21 protein-coding genes and 2 tRNA genes are annotated in these 22,743 nt (G+C 62.6%); 2 read left to right on the forward strand and 21 right to left on the reverse strand.

Translation table 11 applies throughout. The features are described from left to right. Positions 1–70: 70 nt before the first annotated feature. The 16 genes from D1Y85_RS23235 to D1Y85_RS23315 form a co-directional block, all read right to left on the reverse strand. Complete coding sequence (locus D1Y85_RS23235) at positions 71–682, reverse strand: hypothetical protein (protein ID WP_185219096.1); 612 nt, start codon at positions 680–682, stop codon at positions 71–73. 223 nt (positions 683–905) lie between these two features. Beyond that, positions 906–982: transfer RNA gene (locus D1Y85_RS23240), tRNA-Pro, on the reverse strand. A gap of 69 nt (positions 983–1,051) precedes the next feature. Continuing rightward, positions 1,052–1,453, reverse strand: coding sequence for a MerR family transcriptional regulator (locus tag D1Y85_RS23245; RefSeq protein WP_124153432.1), 402 nt, complete (start codon positions 1,451–1,453; stop codon positions 1,052–1,054). A gap of 103 nt (positions 1,454–1,556) precedes the next feature. Further along, positions 1,557–1,967 (reverse strand): integration host factor subunit alpha, encoded by a 411-nt coding sequence (locus tag D1Y85_RS23250; protein ID WP_124153433.1) that lies wholly within the window; start codon positions 1,965–1,967, stop codon positions 1,557–1,559. 80 nt (positions 1,968–2,047) lie between these two features. Further along, positions 2,048–4,498 (reverse strand): phenylalanine--tRNA ligase subunit beta, encoded by a 2,451-nt coding sequence (gene pheT / locus D1Y85_RS23255; RefSeq protein ID WP_124153434.1) that lies wholly within the window; start codon positions 4,496–4,498, stop codon positions 2,048–2,050. A gap of 115 nt (positions 4,499–4,613) precedes the next feature. Then, positions 4,614–5,627 (reverse strand): phenylalanine--tRNA ligase subunit alpha, encoded by a 1,014-nt coding sequence (pheS, locus tag D1Y85_RS23260; RefSeq protein WP_185219097.1) that lies wholly within the window; start codon positions 5,625–5,627, stop codon positions 4,614–4,616. A gap of 193 nt (positions 5,628–5,820) precedes the next feature. Further along, positions 5,821–6,180: a 50S ribosomal protein L20 gene (rplT, locus tag D1Y85_RS23265; protein WP_124153436.1), complete on the reverse strand. Its 360-nt coding sequence runs from the start codon at positions 6,178–6,180 to the stop codon at positions 5,821–5,823. Between the two features lie 30 nt (positions 6,181–6,210). Next, entirely contained in the window at positions 6,211–6,408 is a 198-nt protein-coding gene (gene rpmI / locus D1Y85_RS23270; RefSeq protein ID WP_124153437.1) for a 50S ribosomal protein L35, read from the reverse strand. A gap of 324 nt (positions 6,409–6,732) precedes the next feature. After that, the gene (gene infC, locus D1Y85_RS23275; protein WP_124153438.1) at positions 6,733–7,254 is read right to left on the reverse strand and encodes a translation initiation factor IF-3; all 522 of its coding nucleotides are present in this window, start codon (positions 7,252–7,254) and stop codon (positions 6,733–6,735) included. A 58-nt stretch (positions 7,255–7,312) separates the two neighbouring features. Next, positions 7,313–9,220 (reverse strand): threonine--tRNA ligase, encoded by a 1,908-nt coding sequence (gene thrS / locus D1Y85_RS23280; protein WP_124153439.1) that lies wholly within the window; start codon positions 9,218–9,220, stop codon positions 7,313–7,315. A gap of 309 nt (positions 9,221–9,529) precedes the next feature. Further along, positions 9,530–9,606: transfer RNA gene (locus D1Y85_RS23290), tRNA-Val, on the reverse strand. Positions 9,607–9,691: 85 nt separating this feature from the next. After that, complete coding sequence (locus tag D1Y85_RS23295; RefSeq protein WP_124153440.1) at positions 9,692–11,920, reverse strand: RelA/SpoT family protein; 2,229 nt, start codon at positions 11,918–11,920, stop codon at positions 9,692–9,694. 75 nt (positions 11,921–11,995) lie between these two features. Then, positions 11,996–12,349, reverse strand: a complete 354-nt coding sequence (locus D1Y85_RS23300) for a RidA family protein (RefSeq protein ID WP_124153441.1) — start codon at positions 12,347–12,349, stop codon at positions 11,996–11,998. A gap of 59 nt (positions 12,350–12,408) precedes the next feature. Further along, positions 12,409–13,302 (reverse strand): alpha/beta fold hydrolase, encoded by an 894-nt coding sequence (locus D1Y85_RS23305; RefSeq protein ID WP_124153442.1) that lies wholly within the window; start codon positions 13,300–13,302, stop codon positions 12,409–12,411. 275 nt (positions 13,303–13,577) lie between these two features. Beyond that, entirely contained in the window at positions 13,578–14,219 is a 642-nt protein-coding gene (locus D1Y85_RS23310) for a CoA transferase subunit B (RefSeq protein ID WP_124153443.1), read from the reverse strand. Positions 14,220–14,231: 12 nt separating this feature from the next. Continuing rightward, a complete protein-coding gene (locus D1Y85_RS23315) occupies positions 14,232–14,939 on the reverse strand; it encodes a CoA transferase subunit A (RefSeq protein ID WP_124153444.1) in 708 nt (235 codons plus the stop codon). A 247-nt stretch (positions 14,940–15,186) separates the two neighbouring features. Between D1Y85_RS23315 and D1Y85_RS23320 the strand changes: the two genes are divergently transcribed. Continuing rightward, complete coding sequence (locus tag D1Y85_RS23320) at positions 15,187–15,750, forward strand: LuxR C-terminal-related transcriptional regulator (protein WP_124153445.1); 564 nt, start codon at positions 15,187–15,189, stop codon at positions 15,748–15,750. 26 nt (positions 15,751–15,776) lie between these two features. Here D1Y85_RS23320 and D1Y85_RS23325 read toward each other — a convergent pair whose 3' ends face one another. Together D1Y85_RS23325 and D1Y85_RS23330 are read right to left on the reverse strand one after the other, a co-directional pair. Next, a complete protein-coding gene (locus D1Y85_RS23325) occupies positions 15,777–16,217 on the reverse strand; it encodes an acyl-CoA thioesterase (protein WP_124153446.1) in 441 nt (146 codons plus the stop codon). Between the two features lie 52 nt (positions 16,218–16,269). Beyond that, positions 16,270–17,052, reverse strand: a complete 783-nt coding sequence (locus D1Y85_RS23330) for an SDR family oxidoreductase (protein ID WP_124153447.1) — start codon at positions 17,050–17,052, stop codon at positions 16,270–16,272. 175 nt (positions 17,053–17,227) lie between these two features. Here D1Y85_RS23330 and D1Y85_RS23335 point away from each other — a divergent pair, with 175 nt between their 5' ends. Beyond that, entirely contained in the window at positions 17,228–18,901 is a 1,674-nt protein-coding gene (locus D1Y85_RS23335; protein WP_124153448.1) for an electron transfer flavoprotein-ubiquinone oxidoreductase, read from the forward strand. Between the two features lie 104 nt (positions 18,902–19,005). On the opposite strand, the gene aroC is transcribed toward D1Y85_RS23335, so the two are convergent. From aroC to D1Y85_RS23350, 3 genes are all read right to left on the reverse strand, one after another. After that, on the reverse strand, positions 19,006–20,106 hold the full coding sequence (gene aroC, locus D1Y85_RS23340; protein WP_124153449.1) for a chorismate synthase: 1,101 nt from the start codon (positions 20,104–20,106) through the stop codon (positions 19,006–19,008). Positions 20,107–20,201: 95 nt separating this feature from the next. Beyond that, on the reverse strand, positions 20,202–22,169 hold the full coding sequence (locus tag D1Y85_RS23345) for an MFS transporter (protein WP_124153450.1): 1,968 nt from the start codon (positions 22,167–22,169) through the stop codon (positions 20,202–20,204). 103 nt (positions 22,170–22,272) lie between these two features. Further along, complete coding sequence (locus tag D1Y85_RS23350; protein ID WP_124153451.1) at positions 22,273–22,728, reverse strand: CBS domain-containing protein; 456 nt, start codon at positions 22,726–22,728, stop codon at positions 22,273–22,275. Positions 22,729–22,743 lie beyond the last annotated feature (15 nt).

Here is a 22,743-nt window from a genome sequence, read left to right on the forward strand (position 1 = left end):
CATCGCTTGATGTCTTCTTCCATCTTCACGCTCATCGCCACGTTCCTTCAATTATGACTTGAGCAGGTTTTCACTGGGTCAATACACGCTCGCGTATTGCAGATTTCCGGCCTTCGGCAGATGCTGCGGCAGACTCCCTTTTGGCTGTACGAATGTCGATTGCAGCACCATCGACCAAGGGAGCCTCAACGCCAAGATAGAACCCAGCGTGGACAACGCAGCTTGCCGCAATCGCCATCGCATCAAACGCAGCCGCACCCTCGTTATTCCTTACATATGTAAGCGTGTGATCGACACGAAGCAATGCATGGGCATATAGCGTTAGCGCGACGGCCCGCTCCGGCCACTGCCGAAGCTGCCCCAGCAAGACGGCATTCCGCACTCGCCACTGACCATCGATGATGAATTTTCGCTGCTGAAGGTAATCGACGAGGTTATCCGCAACGCCGCCGGTGAGCGCGAGATATTCGTCCAGCGGGACGCCTTGGCGGCTGGCCCGTGTCTCCTCGTCGAGTACCGAAGCTGAAAAGGTCACAAGGTCTTCGACATCATCCGCTGTCAAATCAGGATGTCTGAACCGGAGGCCATGACCAATGGCGTTCACGAAATCTCGGATCGCTGGGCGGCTATCAGGGCGCAGGATAGTAAACGCGCTCGACGCGAAAGCGATGTTCTGTAGCAACGGTTCCACCTTATATGACTGGGTTTACAACGCTAGACGAATGCGAGCGCATCGATCCAGCTAACGGGCGATGGAGGTCAAAACTTTAGAGGTGGAAACAACGGGAGACGCCACAGAAAGCGCTTTTCGGTGGGGTAAATTCGCGGTGGGGTAAAAAGTGGGGTAAAAATCGACACAAAGAAAAACGGGTTACAGACTTTCATCTGTAACCCGTTGATTTCCTTGGTCGGGGCGAGAGGATTTGAACCTCCGACCACCTGCACCCCATGCAGGTACGCTACCAGGCTGCGCTACGCCCCGAGAGCTGAACAGTATAACAGAGCCTCGCCCCGATTCAAACTGCCGGCGAGGAGATTTGCAGCGGCACCATCAATGCCCGAGCAGATCGAGCACATGCAGCAATTCCTTGCGTAACTGATCGACATCGACCAGTGCCATCGTGTCTTGCTCCGCAACCTCGGTCTCCGCACTCACGGCCGGCGCGGCGTCGTCAATCACCGCTCCGCGGGAATCCAGACGGTTGCGCGCGCCATTGATCGTGAACCCCTGCTCATACAGCAACTCGCGTATGCGCCGGATCAACAGGACCTCGTGATGCTGGTAGTAGCGGCGGTTGCCCCGCCGCTTCACCGGCTTCAACTGCGTGAACTCCTGCTCCCAATAGCGCAGCACGTGAGGCTTCACGCCGCACAGCTCGCTCACTTCGCCAATCGTGAAGTAGCGCTTGGCGGGAATCGGAGGCAAGACGACCTTCTCGATTGTCTGTGTCATCGCCGGAGTGCTGTCGTGATGGTTGCGCAATATTGCGTCACCGTCGCCGCGCTGCCCGCCTCATTACCACCGCGTGCCACCGCGGCGGAGGCGTCGCATCGGGTCAGCGGCTGAAGCTCGCTTCGGCGCCGCTTTCCACCAGCGCCTTCAATTTCTGGCTCGCATGGAACGTCACGACGCGGCGCGCCGCGATCGGAATCGCTTCGCCCGTCTTCGGATTGCGACCAGGTCGTTGCGGCTTGTCGCGCAACTGGAAATTGCCGAAGCCCGACAGCTTCACGCTGTCGCCGCTTTCGAGCGCATCGCGAATCACTTCGAAGAACGCTTCGACCATGTCCTTCGCCTCGCGCTTGTTGAGCCCGACATTGTCGAACAGCAGTTCCGCCAGCTCGGCTTTGGTCAGCGTCGGCGTGTCCGTCGTGGCGCTCGACATGGAGGCAGGAAGATCGCGGGTCATGTGGCTACGCTGTGCCGCAAGAAGGGCTTCGAAATCACTCGAGTTCATTTCGTTCATCTATCTATGAAATGGCGCGCTTCCGGTAACAACCGCACTGCAACCGGAAGTCTCTCAACGCTAAGCGTCAGCCTTGGGTCTTATCCACGCAGCCGGGCGCCATACACTCGAGCCAGGCGATCCACCAGGGACTTGATGGCCGCATCGACCGTCTCGTCCTGCAGGGTCCCGCCAGTATCTTGCAGGGTCACCCGGAAGGCAAGGCTTTTCTCGTCTGCGCCAAGTCCGGAAGTATTTGATTTTGCACGAAATTCATCGAAAAGTGCAACCTTCTGAACAATCCGGCAGGCGTCGTCTTGCGCGCCCTTCTGGAACTCGTCCAGCAGCGCCTGAACCTCGATTTTCTGATCCACCACAAGCGCGATGTCACGTCGCACAGGCGGGAATTTCGAGACATCGGACGGAGCCGGCAGATCGCGGGCCATCAGCGCGTCGGCCTCGATTTCGAACAGCATCGGCGCATGCGGCAGATCATATTTCTGCATCCAGCGCGGGTGCATTTCACCGATCCAGCCCACAGCCTTGCCGCCCACTTCGACGCGCGCGCTGCGGCCCGGATGCAGTGCCGGATGTTCGGCCTTCACGAAGCGCGGCGCATTGGCCGCGCCCAGCGACGCGAAAAGCGCTTCGAGGTCGCCCTTCACGTCGAAGAAGTCGACGGCCCGCGCCGACGCACCCCACTGCTCCTCGAGCGCGGGACCATAGGCAAGCGCGCCGATCATCTTCGGCTGCTCCAGGCCTTCGACAGTCAACTCGCCCGCCCTGATCGACGGATCGTTCAGGAACACGCGGCCCGCCTCGAACACGCGCACGCGATCGGCGCGGCGGTTGAGGTTGTGGCGCAGCACATTGACGAGGCTGCCGAAGAGCGTCGTGCGCATGACCGAAAGCTGGCTCGCGATCGGGTTAAGGAGTCGCACGGGCGCATCGTTGCCGGCGAAGTCCTGCTCCCACTCTGCATCGACGAAGCTGAAGTTGACCGTTTCAGCGTAGTCGCGCGCCGCGAGCGCGTGACGGATCGCGTGAATCGAGCGGCGCGTCTCGTTGGTCGCGCGCATCTCGCTCTTTGCAACGGGCGGATTCGCCGGAATCTTTTCGAAGCCGTAAATGCGCGCGACTTCTTCAATCAGGTCTTCTTCGATTTCGATATCGAAGCGGTACGGCGGCGGCGTCACGCTAAACGTTTCGCCGTCGCGCTCGAACGCGAGGCCAAGGCGCGTGAAGATCTGCGCGATCTCGTCGGCGCCGATCTGCACGCCAATGATGCGTGCGGCGCGCGCCACGCGCATTTTCACCGGCTCGCGCTTCGGCACGTTGACGGTCTGATCGTCGATCGGGCCTGCTGCACCGCCGCAGATGTCGAGGATCAATTGCGTGATGCGCTCGAGGTGCTCCACGGTCGTCGACCAATCGACGCCGCGCTCGAAACGATGACCCGCATCGGTCGAGAAGTTGTAGCGGCGCGAGCGGCCACGAATGCTGTCCGGCCACCAGAAAGCGGCTTCGACATAGATATTCGTGGTGTCGAGCGAGACGGCCGTGCTGTCGCCGCCCATGATGCCCGCGAGGCTTTCGATGTGGCGGTCGTCGGCGATCACGCCGACGGTTTCGTCGACTTCGACGGTGTTGCCGTTGAGCAGCTTGAGCGTTTCGCCCTTCTTGCCCCAGCGCACGTCCATCGAGCCGTGGATCTTGTCGAGATCGAAAACGTGCGACGGACGGCCCAGTTCGAGCATCACGTAGTTCGAAATGTCGACGAGCGCCGAGATGCTGCGCTGGCCTGAGCGTTCGAGACGCTGGACCATCCATTGCGGCGTCTTCGCGTGCGCGTTCACGCCGCGGATCACGCGGCCCGAGAAGCGGCCGCACAGATCGGGCGCCGAAACCTTCACGGGCAGCCGGGCGTTGTCTCCGTCGAGCTTCACTTCGACCTGCGGATACACGGGCGCCGTGAGCGGCGCGCCGGTGATCGCGGCGGTCTCGCGCGCGACGCCGTACACCGAAAGGCAGTCGGCCTTGTTCGGCGTGAGCTTGATTTCGAAGATGGTGTCGTCGAGATTCAACGTTTCGCGGATATCCTGACCGATCGGCGTGTCTTCCGGCAGGATCAAGAGACCGCTGTGGTCTTCGGAGAGCTTCAGTTCGCGCGCCGAGCACAGCATGCCCTGGCTTTCCACGCCGCGCAGCTTCGAGAGCTTGATCGCGAACGGCTTGCCGCCTTCTTCGGCCGGAGGCAGTTCCGCGCCGACGAGCGCTACCGGCACCTTGATACCGGGAGCCACGTTGGGCGCGCCGCAGACGATGTTCAGCGTAGCTCCCGTGCCGGCATCGACCTGACACACGTTGAGCTTGTCCGCGTCCGGGTGCTTGACGACTTCGAGCACGCGGCCGACGACGATCTTCGACGTCGGCGGCGCAGCCGGGCTCAAGCCCTCGACTTCGAGGCCCGCCATGGTGAGCGCGTGGGCCAGTTCATCGGTCGTGAGCTTCGGATCGACAAAGCTTCTCAGCCAGGATTCGGGGAATAGCATTTCGTTTTACGTTCCAGACAGATTGAGACCGTCACGAAGCGGGTTCTCGCGCACCGTCATTCAGTGCCGCGTCCGTTTCGTGAAGCGCAGATGCGTCGAGTGCTTGGTCGGCGCGTCAGGCGAACTGGCGCAAGAAGCGCAGATCGCCTTCGAAGAACAGACGCAGATCCTGCACGCCGTAGCGCAGCATCGTCAGGCGTTCGAGACCGCTGCCGAACGCGAAGCCGATATAGCGCTCCGGGTCGAGGCCCATGTTGCGGATCACGGTCGGATGCACCTGGCCCGAACCCGAGATCTCGAGCCACTTGCCCGCGTTCTTGCCCTGCTCGAACATCATGTCGATTTCGGCCGATGGCTCCGTAAACGGGAAATACGAAGGACGGAACCGCACCTTGATATCGTCACGTTCGAAGAATTTCTTCAGGAAATCGGTGTAGACGCCCTTCAGGTCCGCGAAGCTGATGTTCTCCTCGATCCAGAGACCTTCGACCTGGTTGAACATCGGCGAGTGGGTCGCGTCGCTGTCCACGCGATACGTGCGGCCCGGCACGATCACCTTGATGGGCGGCGTATGCGTGCGCGCGTAGCGCACCTGCATCGGGCTCGTGTGCGTGCGCAGCAGCAGCGGCCGGCCTTCCGCATCCTTGCCGTCGACGTAGAACGTGTCCTGCATCGAACGCGCCGGATGGTTTTCCGGGCTGTTGAGCGACGTGAAGTTGTACCAGTCGGTCTCGATCTCGGGACCGTCTGCGACGTCGAAGCCGATCGAGCCGAAAATCTGCTCGACGCGCTCCCACGTTTGCATCACCGGGTGCAGGCTGCCCGTGCCGTATCCACGGCCAGGCAACGTGACGTCGATCGCTTCGGCGGCGAGCCGCTGGTTCAGGAGCGCGTCGGCCAGCGCCTGGCGGCGCGCGGTGAGCGCGGCCTCGACCTGCTGCTTGACGGCATTGATGCGCGCGCCTTCGGTCTTGCGCGTCTCGGGATCGAGCTTGCCCATCCCCTTCAGCAGTTCGGTCAGCGCACCCGACTTGCCGAGAAAGCGCGCTTTCTCGTTTTCGAGCGTGTTGACGTCAGGGGCGGCAGCGAAGGCGCTTTGCGCGTCGGCGACAATCTGGTCCAGATCCATTGATCCCATCTTTTCAGCGTCAGTGTTTGAGTCTTGTGCGATACCGCTCGCGCATGGCGGGCGACACAGCATGATAGCCACGCACGGAACGTACCAACAAAAACGGGGCTCGGTGAGGAGCCCCGTTTTTGTTGCAGCATCACCGAAACGACCGGAATGTCTGCTGCAACGAACCTGCGCAATACCTGTTCAATCAGGCAGCGACGGCGGCCTTCACCTGCTTGACGATCGCAGCAAATGCAGGCTTGTCGAACACCGCCATATCGGCCAGGACCTTGCGGTCGAGTTCGATCGACGCCTTCTTCAGGCCGTTGATGAACACGCTGTAGGTCATGTCGTGCTGACGCACCGCCGCGTTGATACGCGTGATCCACAGTGCGCGGAACACACGCTTCTTGTTGCGGCGATCGCGGTAGGCGTACTGGCCTGCGCGCATGACCGCCTGCTTGGCGATGCGATAGACGTTATTGCGACGGCCGCGGTAACCCTTGGCCAGGTTGATGATTTTCTTGTGGCGGGCCCGTGCGGTAACCCCACGTTTGACTCGAGGCATGTTTAGCTCCTATGAGTTGTCGGTTGAGGATTACGCGAACGGCATCATTGCGCGCACGGATTTCACATCAGCATCGTGAACGGCCGTGGCACCACGCAGATGACGCTTGTTCTTGGTGGTCTTCTTGGTCAGGATGTGACGCTTGAAGGCTTGACCGCGCTTGACGGTACCACCCGGACGCACCACGAAGCGCTTTGCAGCGCTCTTCTTGGTCTTCATCTTGGGCATGACGAAACTCCATTATTTGATGGATATGGGTGTGCGGCTGGCTCTCGCGCATTGTGTGATACACCCTGCGCTTCGCCCTATGACCGCCCTTCGAAACCCACTCCACTTGTTTTCGCAGCTGGCTGCTTCAGTCGACTGTTTCGACAGACTTCGCTCACCGCCGCTTTCAGGAAAAACGCCCGTCTGCCGCACGTGAGCGCACTCTCGTGCGGCGCGCGGGCGCCGTTCCGGAACCTGCTTTCCACCCCGGCCTTGAACGCCGCCGGAGCGCACTTCTCAAACCTGCTCACACTCGCCGCGCCGCCAGAGCGGTGCTACGTATGCTTACTTCTTTTTCTTCGGAGCGAGCACCATGATCATCTGGCGCCCTTCCATTTTCGGCATCTGCTCGACCTGACCAACCTCGTCGAGGTCGGTGCGCAGACGCTCGAGCATCCGCATGCCGATTTCCTGGTGGGCCATTTCGCGGCCCCGGAAACGCAACGTAATCTTCGTCTTGTCGCCGTCTTCGAGGAAGCGGACGAGATTGCGCAGCTTGACGTTGTAATCGCCGTCGTCGGTACCCGGGCGGAATTTGACTTCCTTGACCTGGATGACCTTCTGCTTGAGCTTGGCCTCGTGCTGCTTCTTCGCCTCCTGGTACTTGAACTTGCCGTAGTCCATCAAACGGCAGACCGGGGGCACTGCCTGCGGGGCAATTTCAACCAGATCGACGTCCTGTTGTTCCGACAGACGGAACGCATCGGCAAGTTTCACGATGCCGAGCGGCTCGTTCTCGATTCCGACGAGACGCACCTCGGGTGCAGTAATTTCACCGTTGATGCGATGCGGCTTTTCAGTAGCGATGTTACGTTTCCTCTAAAAATTAAAAAGAGCCGCCGACCACAGTGGCTGATCGAGACGACTAGCGGAACGTCTTCACGTCCTCGCTCAGGCGCTCGGAGAAGGCGCCGACGGGCATCACACCCAGATCGACACCGCCACGGGCACGCACGGCTACCGTTTGCGCTTCACGCTCCTTGTCGCCTACGACAAGCAGGTACGGGACCTTTTCGAGCGTGTGCTCGCGTATTTTATAGCTAATTTTCTCGTTGCGCAAATCAGCCTCCACTCTAACCCCTTGTTTTTGCAACGATTGGGCCAGATTGGCGGCATATTCGGCCTGACTTTCCGCGATATTCATCACGACAGCCTGCACCGGAGCGAGCCACGACGGCATCGCACCAGCATGGTGCTCGATCAGAATCCCGAGGAAACGCTCCATCGAGCCGAGGATCGCACGGTGCAGCATGATCGGGCGGCGGCGGCTGTTGTCCTCGGCCACATACTCGGCGCCGAGGCGCTCCGGCAGCACCATGTCGAGCTGCAGCGTGCCGCACTGCCACGAGCGGCCGAGCGCGTCCTTGATGTGGTACTCGACCTTCGGGCCATAGAACGCGCCCTCGCCCGGCAGCTCTTCCCACTGCAGGCAGCACGCCGTCAATGCGTCGCGCAGGCCCTGCTCGGCGCGGTCCCACGTCTCATCCGTCCCCGCGCGCGAGTCCGGGCGCAGCGACAGCTTGATGTCGATGTGATCGAACCCGAAATCCTTGTAGACGCTCATCGCGAGCGTGTTGAAGGCAATCGACTCGCTGATGACCTGGTCTTCCGTGCAGAAGATGTGCGCGTCGTCCTGGACGAAGCCGCGCACGCGCATCAGGCCGTGCAGCGCACCCGACGCTTCATTGCGATGGCACGAGCCGAATTCCGCATAGCGCAGGGGCAGATCGCGGTACGAACGCAGGCCGTGGTTGAACACCTGGACGTGGCCCGGGCAGTTCATCGGCTTGACGGCGTAGTCGCGCTTTTCCGACTCCGTCGTGAACATGTTTTCACGGTAGTTCTGCCAGTGGCCCGACGCTTCCCAGAGGGAGCGATCCATGATCATCGGCGTCTTGATCTCGTCGTAGCCGGCTTCGCGCAGACGGCCGCGCATGTACTGCTCGACTTGCTGCCAGAGCGTCCAGCCCTTCGGGTGCCAGAACACCATGCCCGGCGACTCGTCCTGCATGTGGAACAGGTCGAGCTGCTTGCCGAGCTTGCGGTGGTCGCGCTTTTCCGCCTCTTCGAGCATGTGCAGGTAGGCGTCCTGATCTTCCTTCTTCGTCCAGGCCGTACCGTAGATGCGCTGCAGTTGCTCGTTCTTCGAGTCGCCGCGCCAGTAGGCGCCCGCAACCTTCATGAGCTTGAAGACCTTGAGCTTGCCCGTCGACGGCACGTGCGGACCGCGGCACAGATCCGTGAACCCACCGTGTGCGTACAGCTTGATTTCTTCCGCGCCCGGAATCGACTCGATGAGCTCGGCCTTGTACTTCTCGCCGATGCTCAGGAAATAATCGACCGCCTCGCCGCGCGAAACAACGCGACGCGTGACCAGTTCATCCTTCTTCGCGAGTTCCTGCATGCGCTTTTCGATCTTTTCGAGATCTTCGGGCGTAAAGGGACGGCTGTAGGCGAAGTCGTAGTAGAAACCGTTGTCGATGACCGGTCCGATCGTAACCTGCGCTTCCGGATACAGATCCTTCACCGCGTAGGCGAGCAAGTGCGCCGTCGAGTGACGAATGATGTCGAGGCCGTCTGCGTCCTTGTCGGTGACGATGGCAAGCGATGCGTCGCGATCGATCAGCGTCGACGTATCGACCAGTTCGCCGTCGAGCTTGCCGCCGAGCGCCGCCTTGGCGAGACCCGGGCCAATCGAGGCCGCCACTTCGGCGACCGTCACGGGATGATCGTACTGTCGAACCGAACCGTCAGGCAGACGTATCGCAACCATTGCATTCTCCAAAAGAGGCTGGCTCGAGGTGAGCCAGTCGCACGTCGTACAAGCAGACCCTCGCCGCAAACCCCGGAGCGCTTGCGGCGAACTTGCGGCGAAAAAAAATGCGGCCCCGCTTTCGAGGGGCCGCATTCACATGATCAAACCAGACAGCAGGGCGAAAGTGGTCCTCGACTAGCGTCGTTCCGAAGTAGTTTCGGTGAACGTTCGCGGTGTCATAACCGTATCCGCCTTATAGCGCTTTGCGCCCTTACTGCAGTTGAAGCCTCGGTAATGCGAAAGCAACACCGAAAGCTTCGATTTCGTTGGTAGGCTCGATTGGACTCGAACCAACGACCCCCACCATGTCAAGGTGGTGCTCTAACCAGCTGAGCTACGAGCCTGAAGAAGCAAGATTGTATGATGCACTGGCTGACTTGGCAAGCAGTTTTTTGCGGTGCGGAAAAACGCCGCGCGAACTCGCCCCAATCAGGCCTTGCGTGACGCCTTCACCACACCGCCCACCTCGCCCAGCAGCACACAGGCACGCTGGATCTGGGCGGAAGTCGACACCTCAACCGTAAACATCATGTACGCCGCATTGCGCCGCGATTGGGTCTTCACACCGATCACGTTCATCTTCTCGCGAGCGAACACCTCCGAGATGTCTCGCAGAAGACCCTGGCGGTCGGTGGCCTCGATCGAGATGTCCACCGGGTAGACCGACTGTCCGCGCCCGCCCATCACGTCGGCGGACCAGGTGGTCTGCAACACGCGTTCGGGCGATCGGCCCGCCATGCGCAGGAACGTTGGACAGTCGCTGCGATGGATCGACATGCCCTTGCCGCGCGTGATGAACCCACTGATTTCGTCCGGGGGCGCCGGGCGACAGCAGCGTGCGAGCTGCGTGAGAAGCGCGTCGACGCCCACGACCAGCACGCCCGACGACGCCCCATGCGCCACGTTCGCCCCGCTCGCGCGTTTGGTGAGTTGCTCGGGCGTCTCTTCTTCCGGCTCGACGGCGGGCGCATCATGCAACGCCTGCTCGACCTGGCGCAGACTGAACTCTTCCTTGCCGACCACCGCGAAGAGGTCGTCAGGCGTCTTGAATCCGAGCCTGGTCGCAAGCTGATCCAGGCTGACCGACGTGCGGCCCTCGCGCTGCAAGGTCTTTTCGACCATCGCCCGGCCGTTCGCGATGTTTTCCTGCGCATCGATCGCGTTGAACCATGCACGCACCTTCTGCCGCGCGCGGTGGCTTTGCAGATAGCCGAGCTGCGGATTGAGCCAGTCGCGCGACGGACCGCCCTCTTTCACCGCGACGACCTCGACAGTCTGGCCGTTGCGCAACTGCGTGTTGAGCGGCACCATCGCGCCGTCCACACGTGCGCCGCGACAGCGATGCCCCAGTTCGCTGTGCAGGTGATAGGCGAAGTCGAGCGGCGTCGCCCCCACAGGCAGCGCGATCACGCGCGCCTGCGGCGTCAAGACGTAGATGTGGTCGTCGTCGAGCGTGGTTTGGCGCAGTTGCTCCCAAGGCTCACGGCTGTCCGCAACATCGTCCTTCCATGCGAGCAACTGCCGCAGCCACGCGATCTTCTCGTCATAGCTGCCGCTTGCACTGAACTGCCCGCCGTAACCCTTCGACCCCGCTTCCTTGTAACGCCAGTGCGCGGCCACACCGTACTCTGCGAACTGGTGCATCTCCCGCGTGCGGATCTGCACCTCGAATGCGCGAGCGTCGTCGCCGATCACGACCGTGTGCAACGACCGGTAGCCATTGGGCTTCGGCCGCGAGATGTAGTCGTCGAATTCCTTCGGCACCGGTTGCCACAGGTTGTGCACGATGCCGAGCACTGTGTAGCAATCCTTGATGTCCGGCACGATCACGCGGAACGCGCGAACGTCATAGAGTTCGGAGAAGTCGAGGTCCTTGCCCCGCATCTTCTTCCAGATGCTGTAGATGTGTTTGGGCCGCCCACTGACCTCCGCCTCGATGTGTGCCGCCGCGATCTCGCGCTGCAGTCGCGCGATCGCCTCCGAAACGTAGGACTCGCGCTCGGCACGCTTCTCGTCGAGCAGCTTCGCGATGCGCTTGTACGTGGCGGGTTCCTCGAAGCGAAATGCGAGGTCTTCGAGTTCCCACTTGAGTTGCCAGATACCAAGCCGGTTGGCGAGTGGCGCATAAATCTCGAGCGTCTCGCGCGACACTTCCGGCGCGGGCGTGATCTTCGCAGCAGCGTAGTAGCGCAGCGACTGCACCCGCGACGCGAGCCGGATCAGCACCACACGAATATCGTGAGCAAACGCGAGCAGCATCTTGCGCAGCGATTCGACCTGCGCGCGGCGCTCGGACTGCGCGTCGCGGCCCGTATCGGCCGCCGCGTTCTGGGCCGCGCGCAGGCTCACGGTGCCAAGACGCAGGAGCTTGCGCACATCGAAGACGAGCTTCGTCACATCCGGGCCGAAACGCGCTTCGAGCGTCGTTTCGGGGTCATCGAGATGCGGCGCGATATTGAACAGCGCCGCCGCAAGCACCGCAGGCGGATCGACGTTCAGTCCGCCCATGATCGCTGCCGTGCCCTGCGCGTGCTCGATGAGCATCTCGCCCGTAGACAGGCGTGCGTCGCGCGCGTGCTCGCGCACGAACGCAAGCGCGTCGTCGATCGACGGTAACGCAACCGGTACGGCGGGCAAGGGTAGGCTTTCGTTACTCATGAGACAGTGCCCTCCGGCGCACCGGACGGGCTACAACAAAACGGAATAAACAACCGTTGGACGCGTTACAGAGGGTTAGCTGCGCTGGGCAGCCACCACGACGATTTCGACGCGGCATTCTGGATTCGCGAGCTTCGCCTCGACCGTCGCACGCGGCGGCGTCGCGCCCTGCACGACCCACGTATCCCACACGGCGTTCATGCCGGGAAAATCCTTCATGTCCGCGAGATAGATCTGCACGGAGAGCAACAGCGACTTGTCGCTGTTCGCTTCGCCGAGCAGGCGGTCGATGTGACCAAGGACTTCGCGCGTCTGACCCGCGATGTCCTGCTTCGTGTCTTCCGCGATCTGGCCAGCGAGATAGACGGTGCCATTGTGGACCGCCGTTTCCGAAAGGCGCGGCCCAACGTGGTGACGAATGACTGCCATGAAGATTCCTGTAGAAGTTGGACGCGGGCATTGGCCGGGTCGCGTCGGGCAATCTCATATTATGACGCGTCGGCGTCCCCAGCGCACAGGAAACGCCGTGCCAGTGCGATCTGGTCGTCGGACAGAAACGCCGGCGCATGGCCAACGCCCGGGATTTCGACGCTCGACAGATCATGGCCCGCCTCGACCATTTTCGCGACGGTCTCGCGCGAGAGCAGGTCCGATTGCTCGCCGCGCACAACGAGCGCCGGCCCCCTGAACGCCGCCAGCGAACGCCACAGCAATTGCTCGCCCAGTTCGCTCTGTTCGGGCGTGATCGTCTTGAACGGCTCGGCGATGCGCGGGTCATACCGGAAACGCCACTCGCCATCCACTTCGCGCAGAAGCGGCGTGTTGATCTCGCGCCACTCGTCGTCCGTGAGCGGTCCGAACGAGGCAGCGAGCCGTGCCGCGCAATCGACGCCCGCCTGCAGCGACGGGAATCGCTCGTCGCGCCCGACGTATTCACCGATGCGTGCGAGAGCGCCTGGCTCGATGCGAGGGCCGACGTCGTTCAGCACCATGCGGCCAATCGGCGCGTCGGGCAACCCCGCGAGCGACATGCCGATCAGTCCGCCCATCGACGTGCCGAACCAGTCCACCTTCTCGACACCGGTACGCGCGATCAGCGTGACCATATCGGCGACATACTGCGCAATACCATAGCTGCGAGAGTCCACGAGCCACGACGACAGCCCCCGCCCGACGACATCGGGACATACGACGCGATACGCGGCCGACAACGCGGCGGCGAGCCCGTCGAAGTCGCGCCCCGAGCGCGTGAGCCCGTGCACGCAAACGAGCACGCGCGGATTGCCGGCGTCACCCCACTCCGTGTAAGCGATGCGATGCAGGCCCGAGGGGCTGACACACTGGACGTAGTGTTGACGTGGCACGGCGGACGGCAGGCTCATCGCTGGTTCCTCGTGGAAGGTTGTCCGGCGATTGTAATCGGCTTTGCGCCTCTGGATAGCCACGCGCCGCCCGGCGTAACGGTATCGGCAATCCACTGCACACCGCCGGAAACCGCGCACAGCAAGGCGGCGCACGCACGAGACCTGGCGTTCCGGCCTATGCCGCCCGGACGACGTTTCACCCGCGCCACGAAACGCGAAAATACACGTACCCAAACAAAACGGGCGAGACCGAAGTCCCGCCCGCCCAGGTCATGCTCCACCAGCTACAACATTCAGTTGACCGCGCTCACATCGAGCGCCGCGCCCGTCTTCGCCTTGATTTCGTCCACGGTCACCCCCGGCGCCAGCTCGGTCACCACGAGGCCTGCGTCCGTCACCTCGATCACGCCAAGATCGGTGATGATGACGTCCACTACGCCCACACCCGTGAGCGGCAGCGTGCACGTATCGAGAATCTTGTGCTGGTCGCCCTTCGCGACGTGCTCCATGAGCACGACCACGCGCTTGACACCCGCGACGAGGTCCATCGCGCCGCCCATGCCCTTGATCATCTTGCCCGGGATCATCCAGTTCGCGAGGTCGCCCTTTTCGCTCACCTGCATCGCGCCGAGGATCGCGAGATTGATGTGGCCGCCGCGAATCATCGCGAACGAGTCCGCCGACGAGAAAATAGACGAACCCGCCAGCGTCGTCACGGTCTGCTTGCCGGCGTTGATCATGTCCGCATCGACCTCGTCTTCGGTCGGGAACGGTCCGATGCCGAGCAGGCCGTTCTCCGACTGCAGCCACACCTCCATTCCCGCGGGTACGTGATTGGCCACGAGCGTCGGCAAGCCGATGCCGAGGTTCACATAAAAGCCGTCCTGCAATTCCCGCGCCGCGCGCGCAGCCATTTCGTCACGATTCCATGCCATGGTCGGTCTCCCTCAAGCGCGTACTGCAGCGCGCACGGTACGTTGTTCGATACGCTTCTCCGGGTGCGCATTGAGCACGATGCGCTGCACGAAGATGCCCGGCGTGTGGATCGCATCCGGATCGAGTGCGCCGTTCTCGACGATCTCCTCGACCTCGACGACCGTGATCTTGCCCGCCATCGCGCACATCGGGTTGAAGTTGCGCGCCGTGCGACGGTAGATGAGGTTGCCAGACTTGTCTGCCTTCCACGCCTTGACGAGCGCGACATCGGCCGTCAACGAGTGCTCCAGCACGTAGTGGTTTTCGCCGAACTGGCGCGTTTCCTTGCCCTCGGCGATCAGCGTGCCGTAGCCGGTATTGGTGAAGAACGCCGGAATGCCGGCGCCGCCCGCGCGCAATTTCTCGGCCAGCGTGCCCTGCGGCGTGAATTCAAGTTCGAGTTCGCCCGAGAGGTACTGGCGCTCGAATTCCTTGTTCTCGCCCACATAGGACGAAATCATCTTCTTGATCTGGCGCGTCTCCAGCAGCAGGCCGAGACCGAAACCGTCCACGCCCGCGTTGTTGCTGATGCAGGTGATGCCCTTCACGCCGGTGTCACGCAGCGCGCCGATCAGCGCCTCGGGAATGCCGCACAGCCCGAAACCGCCAACCGCGAACGTCTGGCCGTCCTTGACGATGCCTTCGAGCGCGGCAGCCGCGCTTCCATAGACCTTGTTCATCAGTGTGTCCCTTCCTCGAATGGAAATCCGGATTCCGGTGCTTGTTCCGGCTCGTTCCGGCCGTGCGCGGGGGTGCCCGTCACGTCCCGGGAAAGCCTCATTCTAGTCACGCGCCGACGGCGCCGCTGTCAAGCAGTTCGCCCCGGGCGATCGTGCAACCGGCCCTCTGATGGGTGCAAAGCGTACGCTGGGGCCCCGATGCGGCACAATACGCAAAACTACATAAAGCAATACCCGCATCGCCGCCATGTCCGACACGCCTGCCCGTTCCGCGCTCGACTACCAGACCGCCTTTCATCTTGCACCGATCGGCCTCGTGCTATCGCGCGAACGTATGATCGAAGACTGCAACGACCAGGTCGCGGCAATCTTCCGCTGCCCGCGCGAAGCGCTGATCGGACAGTCCTTTCAGGTGCTGTATCCGTCCGCAGACGAATTCGAACGCATTGGCGCACGCATTTTGCCGATCATGACTGCCCAGGGCAGCTACGCCGACGACCGCATCATGAAACGGGCCGACGGCGATCTGTTCTGGTGCCACGTGACCGGCCGCTCACTCGACCGCGCGACGCCGCATGCGGCGGGTATCTGGACGTTCGAGGATCTGAGCGCGACACGACGCGTCGCAATCGAATTGACGCCGCGCGAGCGCGAAATCGCCGCGCAACTGGTGACGGGAAAAACGAGCAAGCAGATCGGCCGGATTCTCGACATCAGCTCGCGCACGGTGGATGTCTACCGTGCGCGGTTGATGCGCAAGTACGACACCGGCAACGCGACCGAACTGTTGCAGCGGCTGCTCGGCCAATGACGGCCGGCGAACGCGTCCCGCCAGGCTCAGCCGGGGCGGCTAGCCTTGACGAGCGGAGCCTGCTCGATCGTGACGCGCAGCGTGTCGGGAATCGGCACGGATTTGCCGGCGGTGTAGTCGATCCATACGCAACGCGCATTGCCTCGCGCGTAGAGCGTTTCGGGATCGTCGGCGCGGCGTAGTTCGAAACCGGTGTCGAAGCTGCTGCGGCCCGGCTCGCCGACCGTCATCGTGCAAACGATGTCGCCCGGATAGTGCAATTGCCTCAAAAACTCCATCGATGCATTGACGATCACTGGCCCCTGCCCTTTGGCGTCGGGGCCGGCCATGTCCAGTTGCTCGAACCAGGAAATCCGCACCTGCTCCATGTAGCGAAAATAAACCGTGTTGTTCACGTGTCCGAAGGCATCCATGTCGCCCCAGCGGATCGGCATGGTCATTTCAAAAACGGGGTGGTAATCACTCATTACACTTCTTCTTGCGTCAATACGAGGCGCCGGGTCCCGGCCCCGGGCTCGCTCATGGGGCGAGCCCAAAGCCATCATCGGCGGAAATGATCGAGCCGTTCATGAAAGCGGACTCGTCGGCGGCCAGCAACAGCAGCAGGCCGTCCAGATCTTCAGGCGTGCCGACGCGATGACGCGGCAGCATCGAGATGAGCTTCTGGCCCTGTTCGGTCGCCCAGTGGTGATGGTTGATTTCGGTGTCGATGTAGCCCGGGCAGATCGCGTTCACGTTGATCCCGTAGCGGCCCCATTCGAGGGCCATCGACTTCGTCATATGCACGACGGCAGCCTTGCTGATCGAATAGAGGCCGATCTGCGGCAGCACACGCAACCCCGCCACGGACGCGATATTGATGATCCGGTACGCCGGCTTCGGGCCGCCGCCGTTACCGCGCATGATCATGCGCTTCGCCACTTCCTGCGCGACGAAAAATGCGCCGCGGGTATTGGTGTCGAACACGTACTCGAAATCGGCGGGCGTCACGTCCGCCAGCTTCTGCGTGGTCGAAACGCCGGAATTGTTGACGAGGATGTCGATGGTCCCCGCCTCGGTCTCCGCATGCGCAACGGCCGACCGGATGCTCTGGTAGTCCGTCACATCGAGCGAAACGACATGCGCGGCACCGCCGTCCGCCTCGATCTCGGCGCGTAGCTCCTTGAGCCGCTCGACGCGCCGACTCGCCAGCACGACCTTCGCGCCGGCCTGAGAGAGCACACGGGCAAAACGCTTGCCGAGCCCACTCGACGCGCCGGTGATCATCGCCACCTTGCCTTCCAGATTGATCGAGCGGCCCATTTGCGGTTCCTGTTCAAGTATGGAGAAACGCCCATGCCGGCTATCGGCGCCAGGCGGGCGTTTCTGGAAAAAATAGAACGGTCGTGCTAATGTCGGTATCTCCGGTTGCAGCCCGGGGTGGGTTACCCGACAATACGAACCCGAAAAAAGCATTCTAATGGCAAGAGGAGCACTGATGACCCCTGCAAGTCTTTTGGAGCAATACGGCCCGCGTGAGTCGATGGAATACGACGTGGTGATCGTAGGCGGCGGCCCGGCGGGCCTGTCGGCGGCGATCCGCCTGAAGCAGCTGGCTCAGGAAAAAGGCGTCGAGATCGGTGTCTGCGTCCTCGAAAAAGGCTCGGAAATCGGGGCGCATATCCTCTCGGGTGCGGTCATGGACCCGCGCGCGCTCAATGAACTGATCCCCGACTGGAAGGAACAGGGCGCGCCGCTCACCGTGCCTGTCACCGAAGACAAGTTCCTTTTCCTTTCGGAAACCGGCGCGAAAGCGGTGCCCAACTGGGCGTTGCCGGAGAACTTCAAGAACCACGGCAACTACGTCATCAGCCTCGCGAACGTCACCCGCTGGCTGGGCCAGCAGGCCGAGGCGCTGGGCGTGGAGATCTTCCCGGGCTTCCCGGCCGCCGAGGTGCTCTATAACGACGACGGTTCGGTGAAGGGCGTCGCCACCGGCAACATGGGCATCGGCAAGGACGGCGAGCCGACCGAGAACTTCCAGCTCGGCATGGAGCTGCACGCGAAGTACACGCTGTTCTGCGAAGGCTGCCGCGGACATCTGGGCCGGCAGCTCAACGAGAAGCTCAAGCTCGGCAAGGATTCGGATCCGCAGGTCTACGGCATCGGCATCAAGGAACTCTGGGAAATCGATCCGGCGAAGCACCAGCCGGGCCTGGTGGTCCACACGGCCGGCTGGCCGCTGGAATCGGACACCTACGGCGGCTCGTTCCTCTATCACATCGACAACAACCAGGTGATGGTCGGTTTCGTCGTCGGCCTCGCCTATACGAATCCGTACCTCTCGCCGTTCGAGGAATTCCAGCGCTACAAGACGCACCCGGCAATCCGCAAGTTCCTCGAAGGCGGCAAGCGCGTGTCCTATGGTGCGCGGGCGATCACGGCGGGCGGCCTGACGTCGCTGCCGAAGCTCACGTTCCCGGGTGGCGCGCTCGTCGGCGACGATGCGGGCTTCCTGAACGCCTCGCGCATCAAGGGCAGCCACGCCGCGATCAAGACCGGCATGCTGGCCGCCGAGGCGGCGTTCGACGCCGTGCAGGCCGGCCGCCAGCACGACGAACTCACGGCCTACCCCGAAGCGTTCCGGCAGTCGTGGCTGCACGACGAGCTGTACAAGGCGCGCAACTTCAAGCAGTGGATGAGCAAGGGCCTGTACCTCGGCACGCTGATGGTGGGCATCGAGCAGAAGCTCTTCGGCGGCAAGGTGCCGTGGACGCTGCATCACCAGCATCGCGACAACGAGATGCTGAAACCGGCGTCGCAGTGCAAGCCGATCGAGTATCCGAAGCCCGATGGCAAGCTCACCTTCGACCGCCTGTCTTCGGTGTTCATTTCCAATACGAATCACGAGGAAAACCAGCCGGCGCACCTGACGCTGAAGGATACGAGCGTGCCGGTCGATGTGAACCTGCGTACGTATGCGGGCCCCGAGGCACGATTCTGCCCGGCGGCGGTATACGAGTTCGTGAAGAACGACGACGGCAGCGACCGTCTGCAGATCAACGCGCAGAACTGCGTGCACTGCAAGACCTGCGATATCAAGGACCCGACGCAGAACATCGTGTGGGTCACGCCGGAAGGCGGCGGCGGGCCGAACTACCCGAACATGTAATTCGCCTGCAGTTCGGGCATCGACGCTGTTGCGATGCCCACGACGCTCTCCCCATAAAAAACGCCGCATTACGCGGCGTTTTTCATTATCGGCTCAAGCGTGGCTCATTCGTCGCTGGCCGCGATCTTCGGCGTCGTCACGACGACGTCACCGCACTGCGCACGATGGCGCAACGCATGGTCGATCAGTACGAGCGCGAGCATGGCCTCGGCGATCGGCGTAGCACGGATGCCCACGCACGGATCGTGGCGGCCGAACGTCTCGACGCTCGCGGCCGTACCCGCCTTGTCGATCGAACGGCGCGGCGTGCGAATGCTCGACGTCGGCTTGATCGCGATCGAGACGGTGATGTCCTGCCCAGTCGTTATCCCGCCGAGGACGCCACCCGCGTGGTTGCCGTGGAAGCCGTTGGGCGTGAGTTCGTCGCCATGGACCGAGCCGCGCTGCGCGACGCTCGCAAAGCCCGCGCCGATCTCGACACCCTTCACCGCGTTGATGCCCATCATCGCGTGCGCGATGTCGGCGTCGAGGCGGTCGAAGAGCGGCTCGCCCCAGCCCACCGGCACGCCCGATGCCACCACGTTGATGCGCGCGCCGATCGAATCGCCGTCCTTGCGCAATGCATCCATGTAGTCTTCGAGCTGCGGGACGATGTCGGCGTTCGGCACGAAAAACGGGTTCTCCGGCACGTGCTTCCAGTCGACGAACGGCACGTCGATTTCGCCGAGCGCCGCCATGTAGCCTCGCACTTCGACGCCAAAGCGCTCGCGCAGCCACTTCTTCGCCACGGCGCCCGCCGCGACAGTCGGCGCCGTCAGGCGCGCCGACGAGCGGCCGCCGCCGCGATAGTCGCGAATGCCGTACTTCTGCCAGTACGTGTAGTCGGCGTGGCCAGGCCGGAAGGTCTCGGCGATATTGCCGTAGTCCTTGCTGCGCTGGTCCGTGTTGCGGATCAGCAGCGCGATCGGCGTACCGGTCGTCGTGCCTTCGAACACGCCCGACAGGATCTCGACCTTGTCCTCTTCCTGGCGCTGCGTGACGTGACGCGACGTGCCGGGGCGGCGACGGTCCAGGTCATGCTGGATGTCGGCCTCGGTTAGCGCCATGCCGGGCGGGCAGCCGTCGATGACGCAGCCGATGGCCGGACCATGGGATTCGCCAAAGGTGGTGACGGTGAAAAGCGTACCGAGCGTGTTGCCGGACATGGCAGTCGTCCAAAGAAAATCGGGGAATCCAGCATTATGCCAGCCTGAGCGGCCCGCCGCCCGCGCTTCAGGCCGGGGCGGTCGGTGCCTCTTCCCTACCGCCGCGCCCCGCGCAATTCAGCGACGGTTTCCTGCAATCGTTCGAGCGTCACTTCGTCAGGCGCAATCGGCTCGCCCACCGCCAGCGTGAGGCGGCTAGCCAAAGCGCGCCGCGCCGGACGCGGCTGATCCGAAACCGCCCCGCGCGAAAACACGCTGCCCCACAGCCCGCGTAGCGCCATCGGCACGACGGGCACCGGCGAGCGCCTGAGCACCTCCGTCACACCGTGGCGGAACGGGTTCATATCGCCCGTCTTCGTGAGTTTGCCTTCGGGAAAGATGCAGACGAGGTCGCCGTCGGCCAGTGCCGCAGCGCACGCGTCATAAGCTGCCGTGAGTTGCGCGGCGTCCTCGTGCGCGGGCGCGATCGGAATCGCCTTCGCGTGCCGAAACACCCAGCCGAGGAACGGGTTCCGGAAGATCTGGTGATCCATCACGAAGCGGATCGGTCGCGGGCTTTCGGCCATGATGACGATCGCATCGACGTAACTCACGTGGTTGCAGACCAGCACCGCCGGACCCTTGACCGGAATGTGCTCGGCGTGGACGAGCCGCACGCGATAGAACGTATGCACGAGCACCCACGCGATGAAGCGCAGCAGGAACTCCGGCACGAGCGTATAGATGTACGCCGCGACGACGATGTTCAGAAGCGCAGTCGTGAGAAAGATGCCCGGAATGCCGACGCCCGCGTTGCTGAGCGCCATCGCCATCAGCGCGGACACGATCATGAAGAGCGCGTTGAGAATGTTGTTCGCGGCGATGATGCGGGCGCGATGGCTCGGCTCGCTGCGGCTCTGGATCAGCGCGTAGAGCGGCACGCTGTAGAAGCCGCCGAACATCGCGAGCAGGAACAGATCCGCGAGCACGCGCCAGTGCGCGGCGACGCCGAGAAATTCGCCGACCGACAGCAGATGCGGCGCCGCGGGCAGCGCATGACTCGCGAAAAAAAGATCGATGCCGAACACGCTCATGCCGATCGAGCCGAGTGGCACGAGCCCGATCTCGATGCGCCGCCGCGAGAGCCGCTCGCAGAGCAGCGAGCCGAGGCCTATACCCAGCGAGAACATGGCGAGCAGCACCGTCACGACGCCGGAGTCGGCCGACAACACGTCCTTCGCGAAATTGAAGAACGACGAGAGAAACGTCGCGCCGAAGAACCACAGCCACGAGATACCAAGGAGGCTCAGGAACACCGTGCGGTTGCCGTGGGCGAGTCGCAGGTTACGCCAGGTTTCGGAGACCGGATTCCAGTTGATGCGCAGTCCCGGCTGCGAAGGCGCACAGGGCGGCACGAATGCCGACGCCACGCGCCCGACGATCGCCACGCCAATGCACAACGCACCCAGCCACACGGCGCCGGCGGGCGTGCCGCCGCCCGCGCCGGCATCCGTCGCGCCGATTCCGGCCGCCACGCCACCGATAATCGTCCCAAGCAGTATCGCGACGAACGTGCCCATTTCGACGAGCCCGTTGCCGCCGACGAGTTCATCCGTGCTGAGATTCTGCGGAAGATACGCATACTTGACGGGCCCGAACACCGTCGAATGGACGCCCATCAGGAACGTGCATGCGTAGAGAAGCGGCGCACTATGCAGCCAGAAACCCGTTGCGCCGACCAGCATCACGGCGATCTCGAAAGTCTTGACCCAGCGCGCGAGCATCGCTTTGTCGTACTTGTCGGCGATCTGGCCCGCGGTGGCGGAAAAGAGCACGAATGGGGCGATGAAGATCGCCGAAATGAGGAATGCAACGGTTTTCGGATCGACGCCGGAAAACCGCGCCGCCTGATACGTGACGAGCGACGTGAAACCAATCTTGAACACGTTGTCGTTCATCGCGCCGAGGAACTGTGTCCAGAAGAAAGGCGCGAAGCGCCGCTCGCGCAGCAGCGTGAATTGCGACGCATGCCCGGTGCGTTCGCGCGTGGCGTCGCTCGTAGCAGGGATCGGACGATCGTTCATCGAAAGCAGCCCGGATCTGACAGAAGTTAAGGGGGCTCAGACGCGAAAAAGCGCGCCTGACGCGCGCTTTTTCATGTTCGAAGCGAAGAACGCTTGACGCCGATTATCGCGCCACGTGGCGCTCCTCCTCGGGCCAGTCGCGGATATACGCTTTCAGCAGACGATTCTCGAAGTCCTGCGCCTCCACCACCGCCTTCGCGACGTCGTAAAACGAAATCACGCCCATCAGCGCACGGCTCTCCATCACCGGCAGATAGCGCACGTGATGCTCGAGCATGATGCGGCGGACTTCGTCGACATCGGTTTCCGGCGTGCAGGAGATGGGATGATCGTCCATGACCTTGCGGATCGTCGAGGTGCCGACCGTGCCGCCGTTCGCACGCAACGTGAGGATAACCTCGCGGAATGTCAGCATGCCGACAAGATCGCCATACTCCATCACGACCAGCGAGCCGATGTCGTGCTCGGCCATGGTCGTGACTGCGTCCTGCAACAAGGTGTCGGGCGTGACGGTGAAGAGCACGTTGCCCTTGACCTTGAGGATGTCGCTCACGCGCATGATGTGTCTCCTGGA

Origin of the sequence: Paraburkholderia dinghuensis (genome assembly GCF_003837865.1) — a bacterium.
Classification (GTDB): domain Bacteria; phylum Pseudomonadota; class Gammaproteobacteria; order Burkholderiales; family Burkholderiaceae; genus Paraburkholderia; species Paraburkholderia dinghuensis.